At 71.8% G+C, this 14,026-nt stretch carries 17 protein-coding genes and 1 pseudogene; 10 read left to right on the top strand and 8 right to left on the bottom strand.

From position 1 onward, the window contains the following. Window positions 1-102 precede the first annotated feature (102 nt). Both hemB and AC067U_RS23085 read left to right on the top strand, forming a co-directional pair. Complete coding sequence (hemB, locus tag AC067U_RS23090; protein ID WP_478831612.1) at window positions 103-1,104, top strand: porphobilinogen synthase; 1,002 nt, start codon at window positions 103-105, stop codon at window positions 1,102-1,104. A gap of 176 nt (window positions 1,105-1,280) precedes the next feature. Then, complete coding sequence (locus tag AC067U_RS23085; RefSeq protein ID WP_478831611.1) at window positions 1,281-1,982, top strand: TetR/AcrR family transcriptional regulator; 702 nt, start codon at window positions 1,281-1,283, stop codon at window positions 1,980-1,982. 18 nt (window positions 1,983-2,000) lie between these two features. Here AC067U_RS23085 and AC067U_RS23080 read toward each other — a convergent pair whose 3' ends face one another. Next, window positions 2,001-3,023, bottom strand: a complete 1,023-nt coding sequence (locus AC067U_RS23080; RefSeq protein WP_478831610.1) for a hypothetical protein — start codon at window positions 3,021-3,023, stop codon at window positions 2,001-2,003. A gap of 144 nt (window positions 3,024-3,167) precedes the next feature. On the opposite strand from AC067U_RS23080, the gene AC067U_RS23075 reads away from it, so the two are divergent. From AC067U_RS23075 to AC067U_RS23060, 4 genes and pseudogenes are all read left to right on the top strand, one after another. Next, the gene (locus AC067U_RS23075) at window positions 3,168-3,710 is read left to right on the top strand and encodes a DinB family protein (RefSeq protein WP_478831609.1); all 543 of its coding nucleotides are present in this window, start codon (window positions 3,168-3,170) and stop codon (window positions 3,708-3,710) included. Window positions 3,711-3,807: 97 nt separating this feature from the next. Continuing rightward, a complete protein-coding gene (locus tag AC067U_RS23070; RefSeq protein WP_478831608.1) occupies window positions 3,808-4,104 on the top strand; it encodes a hypothetical protein in 297 nt (98 codons plus the stop codon). A gap of 124 nt (window positions 4,105-4,228) precedes the next feature. Next, window positions 4,229-4,501 carry a DUF1876 domain-containing protein gene (locus AC067U_RS23065; RefSeq protein ID WP_478831607.1) on the top strand — a complete coding sequence of 91 codons (273 nt, stop codon included), beginning with the start codon at window positions 4,229-4,231 and terminating at the stop codon, window positions 4,499-4,501. Window positions 4,502-4,657: 156 nt separating this feature from the next. Then, window positions 4,658-5,557: pseudogene (locus AC067U_RS23060) on the top strand (lipase family protein); the annotation flags it as partial. Here the strand turns inward: AC067U_RS23060 and AC067U_RS23055 are convergent. The 6 genes from AC067U_RS23055 to AC067U_RS23030 all read right to left on the bottom strand — a co-directional run bounded on the left by AC067U_RS23055 (window position 5,554) and on the right by AC067U_RS23030 (window position 9,923). Continuing rightward, entirely contained in the window at window positions 5,554-6,015 is a 462-nt protein-coding gene (locus AC067U_RS23055) for a hypothetical protein (RefSeq protein ID WP_478831606.1), read from the bottom strand. The pseudogene AC067U_RS23060 and the gene AC067U_RS23055 sit on opposite strands and share 4 nt — an antisense overlap. Beyond that, the gene (locus AC067U_RS23050) at window positions 6,012-6,554 is read right to left on the bottom strand and encodes an RNA polymerase sigma factor (protein WP_478831605.1); all 543 of its coding nucleotides are present in this window, start codon (window positions 6,552-6,554) and stop codon (window positions 6,012-6,014) included. Before AC067U_RS23050 ends, AC067U_RS23055 begins: the two co-directional genes overlap by 4 nt. Next, on the bottom strand, window positions 6,551-7,900 hold the full coding sequence (locus AC067U_RS23045) for an alpha/beta fold hydrolase (RefSeq protein ID WP_478831604.1): 1,350 nt from the start codon (window positions 7,898-7,900) through the stop codon (window positions 6,551-6,553). The genes AC067U_RS23050 and AC067U_RS23045 overlap by 4 nt, the downstream gene beginning before the upstream one ends. A 101-nt stretch (window positions 7,901-8,001) precedes the next feature. After that, window positions 8,002-8,808 carry a VOC family protein gene (locus tag AC067U_RS23040; protein ID WP_478831603.1) on the bottom strand — a complete coding sequence of 269 codons (807 nt, stop codon included), beginning with the start codon at window positions 8,806-8,808 and terminating at the stop codon, window positions 8,002-8,004. Between the two features lie 93 nt (window positions 8,809-8,901). After that, on the bottom strand, window positions 8,902-9,147 hold the full coding sequence (locus tag AC067U_RS23035) for a DUF397 domain-containing protein (protein WP_478831602.1): 246 nt from the start codon (window positions 9,145-9,147) through the stop codon (window positions 8,902-8,904). Further along, window positions 9,144-9,923: a helix-turn-helix domain-containing protein gene (locus AC067U_RS23030; RefSeq protein ID WP_478831601.1), complete on the bottom strand. Its 780-nt coding sequence runs from the start codon at window positions 9,921-9,923 to the stop codon at window positions 9,144-9,146. The genes AC067U_RS23035 and AC067U_RS23030 overlap by 4 nt, the downstream gene beginning before the upstream one ends. Window positions 9,924-10,081: 158 nt before the next feature. Between AC067U_RS23030 and AC067U_RS23025 the strand changes: the two genes are divergently transcribed. Further along, a complete protein-coding gene (locus tag AC067U_RS23025) occupies window positions 10,082-10,495 on the top strand; it encodes an ATP-binding protein (RefSeq protein ID WP_478831600.1) in 414 nt (137 codons plus the stop codon). A gap of 68 nt (window positions 10,496-10,563) precedes the next feature. Here the strand turns inward: AC067U_RS23025 and AC067U_RS23020 are convergent, their stop codons facing one another. After that, a complete protein-coding gene (locus AC067U_RS23020) occupies window positions 10,564-12,102 on the bottom strand; it encodes a hypothetical protein (protein WP_478831599.1) in 1,539 nt (512 codons plus the stop codon). 261 nt (window positions 12,103-12,363) lie between these two features. Here AC067U_RS23020 and AC067U_RS23015 point away from each other — a divergent pair, with 261 nt between their 5' ends. The 3 genes from AC067U_RS23015 (at window position 12,364) to AC067U_RS23005 (ending at window position 13,922) form a co-directional block, all read left to right on the top strand. Beyond that, entirely contained in the window at window positions 12,364-12,606 is a 243-nt protein-coding gene (locus tag AC067U_RS23015; RefSeq protein ID WP_478831598.1) for a type II toxin-antitoxin system VapB family antitoxin, read from the top strand. Beyond that, complete coding sequence (locus AC067U_RS23010; RefSeq protein WP_478831597.1) at window positions 12,603-13,007, top strand: PIN domain-containing protein; 405 nt, start codon at window positions 12,603-12,605, stop codon at window positions 13,005-13,007. The genes AC067U_RS23015 and AC067U_RS23010 overlap by 4 nt, the downstream gene beginning before the upstream one ends. Window positions 13,008-13,760: 753 nt before the next feature. Beyond that, complete coding sequence (locus tag AC067U_RS23005; RefSeq protein ID WP_478831596.1) at window positions 13,761-13,922, top strand: hypothetical protein; 162 nt, start codon at window positions 13,761-13,763, stop codon at window positions 13,920-13,922. Window positions 13,923-14,026 lie beyond the last annotated feature (104 nt).

The raw sequence follows: 14,026 nt of genomic DNA, 5'->3' as shown, positions 1-14,026 counted from the left end.
AGGAGTACGGGTCGGAACGGGGGCGCGGCCCCGCGCGGACGCGCCCCCGGCGGGCTCTAGGCTGGAGGCGACTGCTGACCGAGCTCGAAGAGGCGACTGAAGATGAGCGCGTACGGATCCTTCCCCGGTTCGCGGCCCCGCCGGCTGCGGACCACCCCGGCGATGCGGCGCATGGTGGCCGAGACCCGGCTGCACCCGTCGGACCTGATCCTCCCGGCGTTCGTCCGCGAGGGCATCAGCGAGCCGGTCGCGATCTCGGCGATGCCGGGCGTGGTCCAGCACACCCGGGACACGCTGCGGAAGGCCGCCGTGGAGGCGGTCGAGGCGGGCGTCGCGGGCATCATGCTCTTCGGCGTCCCGACGGACGAGAACAAGGACGCGCTGGGCACCGCCGGCACCGAGCCCGACGGCATCCTCCAGGTCGCCATCCGCGACGTGAAGTCCGAGGTGGGCGACGACCTCGTGATCATGTCGGACCTCTGCCTCGACGAGTACACCGACCACGGGCACTGCGGGGTCCTGGACGCCCAGGGGCGGGTCGACAACGACGCCACGCTGGAGCGGTACGCGGAGATGGCCCAGGTGCAGGCCGACGCGGGCGTCCACGTGGTCGGCCCGAGCGGCATGATGGACGGCCAGGTCGGCGTGATCCGGGACGCGCTGGACGAGACCGGCCACGAGGACGTGTCGATCCTGGCCTACACGGCGAAGTACTCGTCCGCGTTCTACGGGCCGTTCCGGGAGGCCGTCGCCTCCTCCCTGCAGGGTGACCGGAAGTCGTACCAGCAGGACCCGGCGAACGCCCGCGAGTCGATGCGGGAGCTGGCCCTGGACCTGGAGGAGGGCGCCGACATGGTGATGGTCAAGCCGGCCGGCCCCTACCTGGACATCCTCTACCGGGTGTCGCAGGCCGTGGACGTGCCGGTGTCCGCGTACCAGATCAGCGGCGAGTACGCGATGATCGAGGCGGCCGCGGAGAAGGGCTGGGTGGAGCGCGACCGCGCCATCCTGGAGACCCTGCTCGGCATCAAGCGGGCGGGCGCCGACACGATCCTGACCTACTGGGCGACCGAGGTCGCCGGCTGGCTGCGCAACGAGCGCTGAGCCGCCGTCCACGCAGGCGTTCGTGCCCGGCCCGCGCCGCCCCGGGGGTCCCCTGTGCCCCCGGGGCGGCGCGTTCCGGTGCCACGAGTGTGACGGATTCTGCCGCCGGGTTGAAGCGATTTTCTAGAAGATACTTCTAGAGAGCCTGGCTCACCGTTCTGCTCTACGCTCGGGGCATGGTGAAGCAGCAGCGTGGCGAGGCCACCATCGACCAACTCCTGACCGCCGCCCTGCGCGTGTACGCCGACAAGGGCCAGCAGGGTTTCACGGTCAGCGCGGTCACCAAGGAGAGCGGGGTCAGCCTCGGCAGCCTCTACCACCACTTCGGCAACTTCGACGGTCTGGCCGCCGCCCTCTACATCCGGTGCATGGGACGGCTCTTCGAGGACCTGACCGCCGCGGTGCAGCGCGCCCGGACCGCCCGGACCGGCGTCCGCGCCCTGGTCCACGCGTACTTCCGGTTCACCAAGGAACAGCGGGACGCCGCCCTGTTCCTGCACGCCTCCGCCTACTCCGGCTATCTGGCCGGGCACGCCGAGGAGATCCAGGCGGCGAAGCTGGTCCAGCTGGCGCCGATGATGGAATGGCTGGGGACCAGGATGGCGAAGGGCGAGATCGCGCCGCTGCCGGTGCCGCTGGTGGAGATCATGGTGATGGGGCCGGTCACCGAGGCCGCGCGCCGCTGGCTGTCCAGCACGTACTGCATGGACATCGACGAGGCCGCCCGGTACCTCCCGGACAGCATCTGGCGGTCGCTGAGCCCGGACCCGGACGGGCCCGCCGCCGGATTCGCCGGATCCGCCGGGGCGGCCGGATCCGCCGGGGCCACGTCGACCGTCCCGCCCGTCACCGGGCGGAACTGCCGGCCGGCCGTCTAGGGTCCCCGGGCGGGCCCGCTACGGGGTCGCGAGTGCCCGGAACAGCCCACCGATCTCGTCCTGCGTACGGATCACCGGCATGGTGTCGAAGTACAGCTCCCACTCGCCCTTCGGCCCGATGCGCTCGACGATGCCGAACGGGATGTCCTCGCCCTTGCCCGTCTTGCTGGTCATCGTGCCGTGCCACTCGACGTAGGTGACGGTCCGGCCGAAGGCGACCTGGCCGGCCTTGAACTCGACGTCCGCGTTCTCGAACAGCCGCCGCAGGTAGGCGGTCTTGCCCTCCTGGGTGGTGAGCGGCCGGTCCAGGCCGGGCCCGGCCAGCCCGGCGTTTCCGGTACGGGCGGCCAGCGCGGCGGCGTCCCCGGCGTTCCAGTCGGCGAGGCGGGAGGGGATCTCCTGGGCGCGGAACCGGTCGGGGGCGTGTCCGGCCGCCGTGCCGCGGCCGGCGGTTCCCGCGGGGGCGGCCGGGTCGGCGATGCCCGCGAAGAGCGGGCGCGGCCGCTGCGCTTCGGGCAGGACCCGGAACAGTTCGTGGCGGTCGTAGTAGCGGCGGGCCTGGATGGTCTTGCCGTCGTCGCCGAGGACGTTACGGGCGATCTGCGGGTAGCTGACCTTCCGGCCCCTGAGCGTGACCGTGTTCTGCTGGCCGAACATCATCACCGAACCCTCTGTGACCACATCGGTGCCGCGGTAGCGCAGGTCCGGGGCCAGGGCGAGCGAGCGGGCGATCGAGGTGCCGATCACGTCGTGGCCGCGCTGGGGGGCGCTGCCCGCCTCCCAGAGGCTGGCGTCCTCGTCGAAGACGTCCAGGTAGGTCCGCACGCTCGGGGTCTCACCGAAGGCGATCTGCCGCTTCATGAAGGCGCAGGCGTTCGGGGTGATCCGCCCTTCGAGCCGGTCCACCTTCCCGGCGACCTCGGCACACTCGCCGCCCTCGGCGGTCGCGGTGGCGGTGCCGGCCGGCGCACCGATGGTGAGGCCGGCCAGGAGGGTGGCCACGGCGAGCAGTCCGGTGCGGGTGCGGCGGTGCGCGTTCATGTCTGGATCCCCGTTCTTGATGGTTCGACCGGCGGCTCGGCGGCCCGGCCGCTGATCGCTCGATCGCTCGATGGATCAAGGTTCTCCGCCGGGGCCGGGGAAATCGATTACCTGCCGGGTAATGCGGGGCAGTTGACTGGGTGCATGACTGTGCGCATGACGACCGACGCGGTGGAGAACGGCTGGCAGGGCCTGGCGCTGACGATGTTCCGGCAGGTACGGGCGGAGCTCGTGCGGACGTTGGCGGAGGCCGGGGAAACCGGGCTCGCCCGGGTCGCGGCGGGCGGCAACCGGGTGGGCTGGCTCATCTGGCACATCGCCCGCGGCCAGGACCGCAACCTCTCCGAAGTGGCGGGCACCGAGCAGGTGTGGCTGGCCGGCGGCTGGGCCGGACGGTCCGGCCGGCCCGCCGACCCCGCGGACACCGGGTACGGGCACACGGAGGCGGAGGCGGAGGCCGGGGCGGCGGCCTTCGCAGGCCCCGTCGGGGCCGCGCTCCTGACCGGCTACCTGGACGCCGTACACGCGATGATCGAGGAGTACCTGGCGGCCGCACCGGACGCGGACCTGGCCCGGGTCGCGCCGTCCCCGACCCTGGGCACCGCCGACACCGTCGCGCAGCGGCTCTCCGGCCAGCTCGCGGACTCCTTCGCCCACCTCGGCCAGCTCGCCTCGGGCACGACCTAGCACCCGTGCCGCGGGCCGCGGCGCCGGGGGAGCCGTCAACCCGGACGCCCCGCGCCGCGTCTTCCGGCAGGACGCGACCACGAGAAGGGGGAAACGGGTGGAGAAGGGAACGGCCGTCGAGGAGACCGGACAGAAGGAGCCGGTGGGCGGGTACGTGTGGCCGGTGGTGCCGCTGGCGGTCGGACTCCTGATGCTCAGGGTGCTGCCCGACCGGACCTGGGTGTCCGTGGCGGCCGCGGTGATCGGCGGCTTCGGGGCGCTGGCCGCGTTCCACGGCATCGGGGAGTGCGTGAAGGCGGCCCGGCGCCACCGGGACCTCCGCTGGTCCGCGGCCGGGGTCGTGTTGCTGCTGCTGCTCGCCGTGGGCAACTGGCTCAACGCCCTCCTCCCCTGAGCCCGCGCCGTCCGAGCCCGCGCCGTCCGAGCCCGCGCCGTCCGAGCCCGCGCCGTCTGAGGTCGCGTTCCCGGGGCGCGGGGAGCACCCTGGGAGGAAAGGGTGACCCTGGAGGTGATGCATCATGGCCACGCTCGCCGGGATGCACGTGGAACTGGAGTTCTCCGAGGAGGGCCACCGCACCAGTGCGGCGGCCTTGGTCCGGCTTCCGGACGGTGCCGAGCTCAGAGCGCGCGGCTACGCCATGCGCCACCCCTCCGACCCGGAGCAGCTGCGGGTCGGTGAGGAGATCTCCGCGGCGCGGGCGCTGATGGACCTCGCGTCCCAGCTGCTCTCGAAGGCGCACGGCGAAATCGACGAGGCGACGGGCAGGCACTCCTACCCGCTGACCCGCTGAGCCGTAGCGCCCCCTGGACGGGGAGAGGAAGGGGAGTGGGGTGAGGGCGGTGCGCGTGCGGGACCCCGCGTCCCGCACGCGCACCTGCTGCTGCCCCGCACGGGGGAGCAGCGGGGGAACGTGCCCGACCACGACGCCGCGTAGATCGCCGGGTACGTCTCGGACACCCACGGCACCGTCGTCACCCGTGACGACGCCCCCTCCGGGGGCCCCGGATACAACAGGCTCACCCCCTACCTGCACGCCTCCGCCGGGCGCGCGGTCGCCGCCCCCGACTACCTGGGCCTCGGCGGCGGCCCCGGCCCGCACCCCTACATGGACACCGGCTCGTCCGTCACCGCCTCCGTCGACATGCTGAAGGCGGCCCGGACCGCCGCCCACCGGCTGGGCCGGCCCGTCACCCGCGACGTGTACGCCACCGGCTTCTCCCAGGGCGGCCAGGTCGCCATGGCGGTGGGCCGCGAGCTCTCCCGCGGCCGTGACGGCCTGCGGCTGCGCGCCCTCGCCCCGATGGCCGGCCCGTACGACCTGACCGGGACCGAGATACCCGCGATCAGTGACGGCCGGGTCGCACCGGTCTCCGGCGTCTTCTACCTCTCCTACTTCCTCACCGCCCAGAACCGGCTGCACCCGCTCTACCGGGACCCCGCGGAGGTGTTCCGGGCCCCGTACGCACAGACGGTCGAGGGCCTCTTCGACGGCAACCACTCCTTCGAGGAGATCCTCCAGGGCCTCCCGCAGACCCCGGAGGAGCTGCTCACCCCCGCCTGGGCCGAGAACGTCCGCCACCCCCGGGGCGCCCTGCTCACGGCGCTGAAGGCCAACGACGACGCCTGCGACTGGAAGCCCGCCGTCCCGGTACGGCTCTACGCGGGCGCCGCCGACACCGACGTACCCATCGGCAACGCCCGGGCCTGCGCCGCAGACCTGGCCCCCCACGGGGTCCGGGCGAAGACCGTCGACCAGGGCGCGGACGCCGACCACACGGTGACGGCGCTGCGCTCGGCACCGCAGGCGGTCCGCTGGTTCGACTCCCTGAGCCGCCCGGCCCGTTAGGAACCGCCGCCCACCCGGGCGGCCAGACGGCGGGCCGCCTCGTCCAGTTCGCGGAGGGTGCCGAAGGGCACCACCGCCGCGCGGGTGGGGATGCGGACGCCGCCGGTCAGGGCGATCCGGGTGGCGGTGCCGTCCGCGGTCGGGGCGGCCGCCACGCCCGCGATCAGGAACCGGCTCTGCAGCCAGCACCAGCCGGGCCGCCGGTAGCCCCGCAGATGAGCGCGGAAGCCGTACTTGCTGCGTGCCAGTGCCTCGATCCGGTCCCCGTCGGCGCGGAGGATCCGGATGCGCTCCAGGTCGGGGAGGAAGTCCAGGCCGGACATGGCCTCCCAGGCCTCCTCGAAGGGCGCGGGCAGCACGTGTTCGGCGACGCGCGCACCGCGCACCCCGGCCGCCATCACGTGCAGCCGGCGCACGGGGTCGAGGCCGGCCGTCGGGATCATCGGATCGTCGGTCATGCGGACCATGCCTTTCGGAAACTCATCCTGGCCCGGTGCAGCCGGGACTTGGCGGTGCCGGTCGGAATGCGGAGGACGGCCGCCGCGGCCTCCTCGTCCAGGCCCTCCACGTCCCGCAGGACGAGTACGGCCCGGTGTTCGGGCGAGAGCCGGTCCAGCACGTCCGCGATGTCCGCGGCCAGCTGCGGATCCCCGCGCCCCGGTACGTCGGCCGGCTCGGCCGGCCGGTCCCGCGCCGCCCGCCGGGCGACCCGCACCGCCTCCCGTACCGCGATGGCCCGCACCCACCCGTAGAGCGCCTGCGGGTCCTTCAGCGACCGCAGCGACCGGAACACCGCCAGCAGCGTCTCCTGCGAGGCGTCCGGACCGTCGGCGAGGGCGATGGGACCACAGATCCGGGCGACGTACGGGGCGAGGTGGTCGAGCAGCTCGTGCAGCGCGAGCGTGTCCCCGCCCCGCGCCGCCCGGGCCAGCGCCACCCCCCGGTCCCGTCTGGCAGTTCCCCCGCCGTCACTGCCATTGCCGCTCTCACTGGTCACTTCAGGAACTCTTCCATCTCCGCCCCCACCCGGTCCGGGCAGTCCAGGGTCAGCGCGTGCCCGCAGCCGTCCAGGACCTTCACCCGCGCGTCCGGGAGGAGTTCACCGAACCGGCCCGCGTGCCACGCCGGCAGCACCGAGTCCTGACGCCCCCACAGGACCAGCACGGGCAGCCGCGTCGACCGCAGCCCGGCCTCCGTCTCCCGCCAGTCCAGCCCGCGCTCCAGCCGGTACACCGCCCGCCGGTTCACCTCCCGCGTACCCGGCGCCCACGCCGCGTCCACCACCTCCTCGGTGACCCGGTCCCCGTTCACGAACAGCCCCCGTACGGAGGACTCGGTGACCGAACGCCCCGCCCCCAGCCCCGTCAGCAGCTCACCGGCGAGCGGCAGCTTCAGCGCCTCCCAGAACTCCGGATCCCGCTCGTCCAGCCCGGACGACGCCAGCAGCGCCAGCCGGGACACCCGCTCCGGGTGCCGCTGCGCGTAGGCCAGCGCCCAGCCGCCGCTCCAGGAGTTCCCGGCGAGCGCGGCCCGCTCGATCCCGGCACCGTCCAGGAAGCTCCCGACGGCCTTCGTCATCCCGTCCAGGTCCCAGGTCAGCGACCGGTCCCTGACCTCGGTGAACCCCTGCCCCGGCAGGTCCACCACGTACACCGTGTGCGTCCGGGACAGTACGGCGACCTGCTCGCGCCACGCGAAGGTCCACGACGCCCCCGGCGACAGCAGCACCACCGGCGAGCCGCCCGAACCCCGCCGGACGTAGTGGAAGCGCGCCACCGGCGTCTCCAGCCACTGCGAGTCCGCCGGCGCCGCGTAGCCGCGCGCCTCCGGCGGCTCGTACCCGTACGCCGTCCCCGCGAGCAGCGCCACCACCGCCAGCGGCACCGCCAGCAACCGCCGCGGCACCGGCCCGAGCAGCCCGGCCGCGGCCACCCAGCCGAAGCCCAGGCACAGCGGGGTGTACAGCACCAGGTTCAGCCAGTGGAAGGCCGGCCCGGCGAACGGGTCCCCGACCCCGAACGCCCACAGCAGCCCGAGCGCCCCGCGCCCCAGCAGCCCCGCCGTCACCACCCACGCGGCCACGGCACCGAACCACCCGCCGCGCCCCCGCCCCCGGAGGTACAGCGTGACGGCGGTGACCAGCCCGAGCAGGGCGAGCGGCAGCACCACGCGCGGGGCGAAGGACACCTCCCCGCCGAGCACGGCGAGCGACAGCGCCCGCTCGTCGGGCGCGGGCCAGGTCAGCCCGGTCGCCCAGTACAGGTGGACGAGCCCGTCCACGGCGAACAGTCCGGCCAGCGCCCGCCCGGCCCGCCGCGAACGCCGTCTGTTGATGTCAACCACGAGTGCTCCCCGGGGTGTTGGTGAAGAACCGACACCCCGAGGAGGAGGCCCACAGGGAGAACGTTCCCTGTGGTCCGCGTCACACCACTACGCTCGCACCACTACAGCGGGTCGGGCTGATCGGGGGCGTCGTTCGTCTTGATCACGGCGAACGGGGCACCCTGCGGGTCCGCGAGCACCGCCATCCGCCCGACCGGCATGTCGAAGGCCGGCGCGAGCACGGTCGCTCCGGCCCGCACCGCCGCCGCCTGGACGGAGTCCGCGTCGTCCACCAGGAAATACGTCAGCCAGTGCGGCGGGGTCCCCTCGGGGTGCTGGTCCAGGCCCATCATCCCGCCCACGTGGCGGTCGTTGACCTTGAACTCCGTGTAGCCCTCGGCACCCGGGATCGAGGACGGGGCGGGTGTGATCGGGAGGATCGACCCGTAGTAGCGGGCCGCCGCCTCGGTGTCGTTGGTGGCCAGCTCGTTCCAGGTCACCGCGCCGTTCTCGTTGACGATCCCGGCACCCTGGAACTCCTTGGGCTGCCAGATCCCGAACACCGCCCCGGTCGGGTCGGCCAGCACGGCCATCCGCCCGAGGTCGCCGACGTCCTGCGCCCCCATGACCGTCTTCCCGCCGGCCGCCGTGCCGGCCTTGACCGTGGCGTCGGCGTCCGGGGTGCTCAGGTACGTCGTCCACACGGCGGGCGGCATCGGGTCGGGCGTGCTCCCGTCCGGGTTCATCGCCTTCATGATCCCGGCGACGGGCTGCCCCTTGAGCGAGCAGACGGCGTAGCCGCCGAACTCGGGCGGGCCGACCTCGCCCTGCCAGCCGAACAGGTCGGAGTAGAAGTCGATGGCTGCCTGCTGGTCGGGAACCATCAGGTCGATCCAGCAGGGCGTGCCGGGTCGGTACTGGCCGGACATGACGGCCACGGTGCCTCCAGGGGGTGGGGAGGGGGATTGGACGGGCCCTCCCCTACCCGGGCCTGGAGGCCGAAATCGGGCCGAACGGGTGAGTCAGCTGTCGGCGGCCCAGCTGGTGAGCGCGGCCCAGGCGGCGGGGGCGAGGTCCAGGACGGGGCCGCCGGTGACCTTGGAGTCGCGGACGTGGATGGTGGTGGGGCAGGTGGCGACCTCGACGCAGGCGCCACCTTGCTCACTGCTGTAGCTGGACTTCCGCCAGGCGAAGGCGACTTCGATGCAGTTACCGCCCTCGCTGCCGCTATAGCTGGACTTGAACCACTTCAGTGCGGTGCTGCTCATAGCTCTCCTAGCAGGCGGTCCAACAGGCCCTTTGTTTCCTCGGGATTGAGGGCCTGAGTCCGCAGCATCGCATACTTGCGCTCCAGGATGCTTACCTCATCCATGTCGGAGATGAGCTGACTGCCGCGCTGGCTCTCCGTATAACCGAGGCGCTGGTAATCGGGGGTCTCCATGAGCACAAAGGGTCCGTCGAGGGCCGGATGCAGGGTGTGCTCCAAGGGATAGACCTGGAGGGTCACTCCCACCAGTTCCGAGCATTCACGCAGGTGTGCAATCTGTGCCCGATGAACCTGCGGACCGCCGATCCTGACGTGCAGCACTGGCTCCCACACGATGAAGCTGAGCGTGACAGGCGCCTTGCGGCGCAGTATTTCCCTCCGCTGGGAGCGCACTGCGGATCGGCCGACGATCTCATCCTCATCCAAAGCGGGCACGCGATTGCGGAAGACCGCCTCGGCGTAGGTGTCGGTCTGGAGCAGTCCGGGCATGACTTGGTTCTCGTAGGAAGAGATTGCGATGGCCTCACGCTCGCAGGCCATGTACTGCTCGGCCCACGCTGGGATCCTGTCCACCGCAGGCATCTCGGCGACTGCCGCCGCGAGAACGCCGCCTGAGTCGAGTACCACGTCCATCCGCCTGGCCACGTCCGGCATCAGGGCACGCCTGCCCTGCTCGATCGACGCGACGGTCTCTTCGTCCAACCTCACCTCTTGGGCGAGTTGGCGCTGTGTCAGGTTCTTCCGACTCCGGAGGACGGCCACCTGTACCCCGATCATCTTCAGGGCGGTGCCGTTCCTCGGTACGCGTTTCCTCGGCGGCATGTTCCAGCACTCCCCACCTGCGCCGCAGCTGTACCTCGTACCGACCCGTACCAATCGATTGGTACGGGTCGGGTCACTGTCCGACGCTAGTGACGGAACGCAACGATCCGGTCGTGATCCTGCGAACTGAACCCGCATTGATGAGGGAGCGGCTGTTCCCGCGCTGCCGTCAGACCGTCCGCTCGGCCAGGGAGTTCACCGCCGAGACCCTCGACGTGTGGGACGCGGCCGACCGCCGGGACGACATGTTGCTCTGCGTGAGCGAACTGGCCACGAACGCGCTCCGGTACGGCGTCCCGCCCGGCCGCGGCTACCTGGTCCGGCTGCTCGCGTACGAAGGCGGCGTACGCGCGGAGGTCCACGACAGCGGTCCGGGTCTGTCCCGGATCCGCCTCGGTGCCGGGCGCGGGCTGGTGATCGTCGCGGCGCTCGCGGACCGCTGGGGGGCCGTGCCGAGGTCCCCGGGGAAGGTGGTGTGGTGCGAAGCTGTTCCAGGTCCTCCTGGGATCGGACGCGTCCCACGATAGTTGCCTGGCTGCCGCTTGTAGGGAGAACGGGAGGCCCCGCCACCCGGGCGGGTGGCGGGGCCGGTGCGTCAGGCGGTGGTGCGGCGGCGGTGGCGGCCGGTGCCGGCGACCAGGGCGACGCCGAGCGCGACGGCGACGCCCGCACCGCCGAGGGCCCAGCTGGTGGCCGGGTCGGCGCCGGTGGCGGCGAGCTGTCCGCCGTTGTCGTCGTTCGTGTCGGGGCCGCCGCCGTTGGGGACGGGGTCGTTGCCGTCGGTGTCGGTGTCGGTGTCGGTGTCGGTGTCGGTGTCGGTGTCGGTGTCCGGGTCCGGGTTGGGCTGCGGGTCCGGGTTCGGGTCCGGGTTCGGGTCGGTGTCCGTGCCCGCCGGAAGGAGCTTTGCCAGCACGCCCTTGGACTCGGACTGCACCCAGGTGTTGGAGTCCGGGTCGTCCTCCGCGAAACCGAAGGCGCGGAAGGTCAGGTCACCGGGCTTGGTGTTCGCGGCGAACTTGACCCGGACCTGGATGTCGAAAGCCTTGCCCGCTGGGATGGCGCCGCCGGCCAGGTCGATTCCGAAGAAGTAGCCCTCTTCCTCGGAGTGGACCTCGGCCTTGTGCCAGGCCTTCTTGCCCTGCTTGTCGGTGCTGAAGACCTCGACGCTGATCTGCGAGGGCTTCATCTGCACCCAGTCCGGGCGCGCGATGAGGAGACCGGCGTCGAAGCGCTTGAGCGCGTCCTTGCCGGAGTTGTCGACACGGACCGAGAGATTCGTCCAGCCGCCGCCCGCGACGATGTTCTTCGGGACGCCGTTGACGGTCAGGCCGGGACCCTCGATGACCGTGGGGGTCTCGGGGTCCCCCTTGGCGCCGATGATCCGGGTCTCGTACCAGGAGGCGGGGGAGTGGTTGGTCTTGCCGCCGTTGCGGCTGGTGCCGTCGGTGTAGAGCTGGAACAGCTCCACCGGGATGTCAGCGGTGAACTTGATCCGCACGTCGACGGTGTAGACCTGGTTCGCCGCGACGGACGCGGTGGTGCCCAGCGGGTACTGGAAGCCCGGGCCCATCTCCTCGCTGGTGACCGCCTTGACCGGCGTCCAGCCGTCCTTGGTGAGCCGCTCGACCTTGACCTGCGAGGCCTTGAACGTGCCGTCCCACTGCACGACGTTCAGGCTCGGCGTGAACTTGGGTACGGCGATGTGGCCGCCGTTGTCGACCTCGACGGTCAGCCGGGTCCAGTCCCCTCCGGGCTTGAACCCCTCCTTCGGGACGCCCCGGACCGAGACCTCGGGGCCCATGATCATGCCCTGGTCGGACAGGTCCGGGCCGTCCTCGGCGTCCAGCCGCTCCTTCTCGGGCTTGTCCGCCTTGGGCGCGGACTTCGCGGCGGGCTTCGTGCCGGCGGGCTTCGTCGCGGCGGGCGTCTCCGCCGTCGGGACCTCCGGCTTGGCCGGGGCGCTGGGCTTTGCCGACGCCGCGGGCGCGGTGCCGTTGCCTGCTGCATCGTCCTGCGGAGCCGCGTCCGGAACCACGACGGCCGGCTGGTCGACCGCCATCGCCGGCGAAGACATGAGGACCGTGGGACCGGCCACGGCAGCCGCGGCCACCAGGGCCACGCGCTTGAACTTCACTTGGGTTTCCCTCCCATAACGTGCATCACTGTGGGCCCACAGGCCCACCCCACCCCAGTGTTTTGAACGCGGTCAGATTATGCGGAAGGAGTGGCACCGCATAGGGGACCCTGGATCACGAATCGCAAACGGCGGGCGGCGGGCGGCGGGCGGTGCGCGGTGCATGGTGCGTGGCCGGGGTACAGGAGGGGTGCAGACGGGGGAGTCGGCGTTGAGATATCCTATTTCGAAATCGTATATACGAGCAGGCTGGAGGCGGCCGTGACCAGAACCGTGATCGATCTGGACGACGAAGCACTCGCTGAGGCAGCCCGCCATCTCGGGACCACCACGAAGAAGGACACCGTCAACGCCGCCCTTCGAGAGATCGCCGACCGCCGGCGCAGGGCTGCGGCCGTGGAGCGCATGCGCGAGATGGTTGCCAACGGTGAGATCGACTTCGGCGCGATCGGATACGACGCGGACGAATCGCCGGGTGTACAGAAAGGGCCATCCGCTGCGTGAGCGAGAGCTTCCTGATCGACACAAGCGCACTGGTGCGCTTCTACCGGGGGCAGGCCGGATCTGAATGGGATCAGCTTGTGGCGGCCGGACTCGTGGGGCTGTGTGAGCCGGTGCGGCAGGAGTTTCTGCGGGCTGCGGGCGGGCGTCCTGCCTACTACGAGGCAGACAACCTGCTTCGGGAGACGTTCCCGTACTGGACAGCGCGTGATTCGGCGTGGCAGGACACAGCCGCGCTTCAGCGAAAGCTCGCTGATGTGGGGGCGCACCAGTGCGCCAGTCCCGTCGACCTGCTCGTCGCCGTGACGGCGCAGCACCATCGTTTGACTGTTCTCCACCAGGACGCCGACTTCGAGACGATCGCCAGGGTCACCGGACAGCCAGTGCGCCGCATTCTCGACTGAACGGGGCTGGGCCGCCAGGAGGATGAGGCGGCGAGCGGGCTTCGCCTGAAGCGGATCGGCCTGCGGAGCGGGGGTGGGGTCGGGGTTTCCGGGGCTTCGCCTGGACGGAATCAGGGAGGTGCCCGGGGGCTGCCCGTCAGTCCCAGTGTCATTACGTGCCGGCCGCCGGCGTCAAGGGCGCTCCCGTTGGTCGCGTCGGCAAGCCGATGGCCCTTCGGGCCCCCCTTGACCCCGACGACCGTCACGCAACGACAAGGACTGTCGGGCCGCCCCCGGGGGATGGCATGGGAGGAGCCTTCGGATCCTTGCGCTGTGGCGTTGGCGGGTACGGGCAGCGGCTCGCGCTCGGTCAGCCGCCCTCCGGGCGGGAAGCCGGATCGAAGTCGATCAGATCTACGTAATCCGAGCCGATCCGCGCGCACCAAATCGCTACGCGCTCCTCTTTCTCGGCGGATGCGGGCCGCCGGTGGCCGGACATAGACCGCCACCGATCGCTACGCGCTTCGGTATGCCGGCGGGTGCGGGTGGTCGGCGGCCGGGCGGAAGCGCCGCCCGCGTGCGCTACGTGTTCCTGGCTTCTCGCCGGCTGACCGGCCCATGGGGCTGATAGGTGGGGAGGGCGGGTGACGCCGGCGGCGACGGGGCTGCTGCGTGCAGCGGAAGCTCTGGTGTTGCTCAAAATGCGCTTGGGGCGACGGGCGGGTGGGGCATCCCCCTCACAGAACCGAACCGAGCCGAACGGAGGCTGAAGAAATGGAACACTTCGCGTTCTTGGGGGTCGTCTTCGTCGTGATCCTCGTGCAGGTGTTGCGCGGACACGGCAAGCCTGCGAAGAAGCGGCGGCGCTCCATCTCGTGGGACATCGGCGACGGTGGTTCGTCGTGCGGCTCGTCCTGCGGCGGCGGAGGCGACTGATCCGACGGCCTGTCCCGCCGTCCGCACTCCTCTGCCTGCATCAGCCCCGTCGGCCTGACGGCCGCCGTTCCGGCGGGAGCGCGTAGCGATCGGTGGCGGCCTAT

This window comes from Streptomyces sp. NPDC043853 (genome assembly GCF_056436025.1).
This window is presented reverse-complemented; position numbering and strand designations above follow the sequence as displayed.

Coding starts and splice junctions, on each gene's coding strand:
- AC067U_RS23030 (WP_478831601.1), bottom strand. CDS start 9,923: ATGATCGGGGTACAGGTGGCCGTCCTCCGGAGTCGGAAGAACCTGACA.
- hemB (WP_478831612.1), top strand. CDS start 103: ATGAGCGCGTACGGATCCTTCCCCGGTTCGCGGCCCCGCCGGCTGCGG.
- AC067U_RS23085 (WP_478831611.1), top strand. CDS start 1,281: ATGGTGAAGCAGCAGCGTGGCGAGGCCACCATCGACCAACTCCTGACC.
- AC067U_RS23065 (WP_478831607.1), top strand. CDS start 4,229: ATGGCCACGCTCGCCGGGATGCACGTGGAACTGGAGTTCTCCGAGGAG.
- AC067U_RS23005 (WP_478831596.1), top strand. CDS start 13,761: ATGGAACACTTCGCGTTCTTGGGGGTCGTCTTCGTCGTGATCCTCGTG.
- AC067U_RS23035 (WP_478831602.1), bottom strand. CDS start 9,147: ATGAGCAGCACCGCACTGAAGTGGTTCAAGTCCAGCTATAGCGGCAGC.
- AC067U_RS23075 (WP_478831609.1), top strand. CDS start 3,168: ATGACTGTGCGCATGACGACCGACGCGGTGGAGAACGGCTGGCAGGGC.
- AC067U_RS23040 (WP_478831603.1), bottom strand. CDS start 8,808: ATGTCCGGCCAGTACCGACCCGGCACGCCCTGCTGGATCGACCTGATG.
- AC067U_RS23080 (WP_478831610.1), bottom strand. CDS start 3,023: ATGAACGCGCACCGCCGCACCCGCACCGGACTGCTCGCCGTGGCCACC.
- AC067U_RS23055 (WP_478831606.1), bottom strand. CDS start 6,015: ATGACCGACGATCCGATGATCCCGACGGCCGGCCTCGACCCCGTGCGC.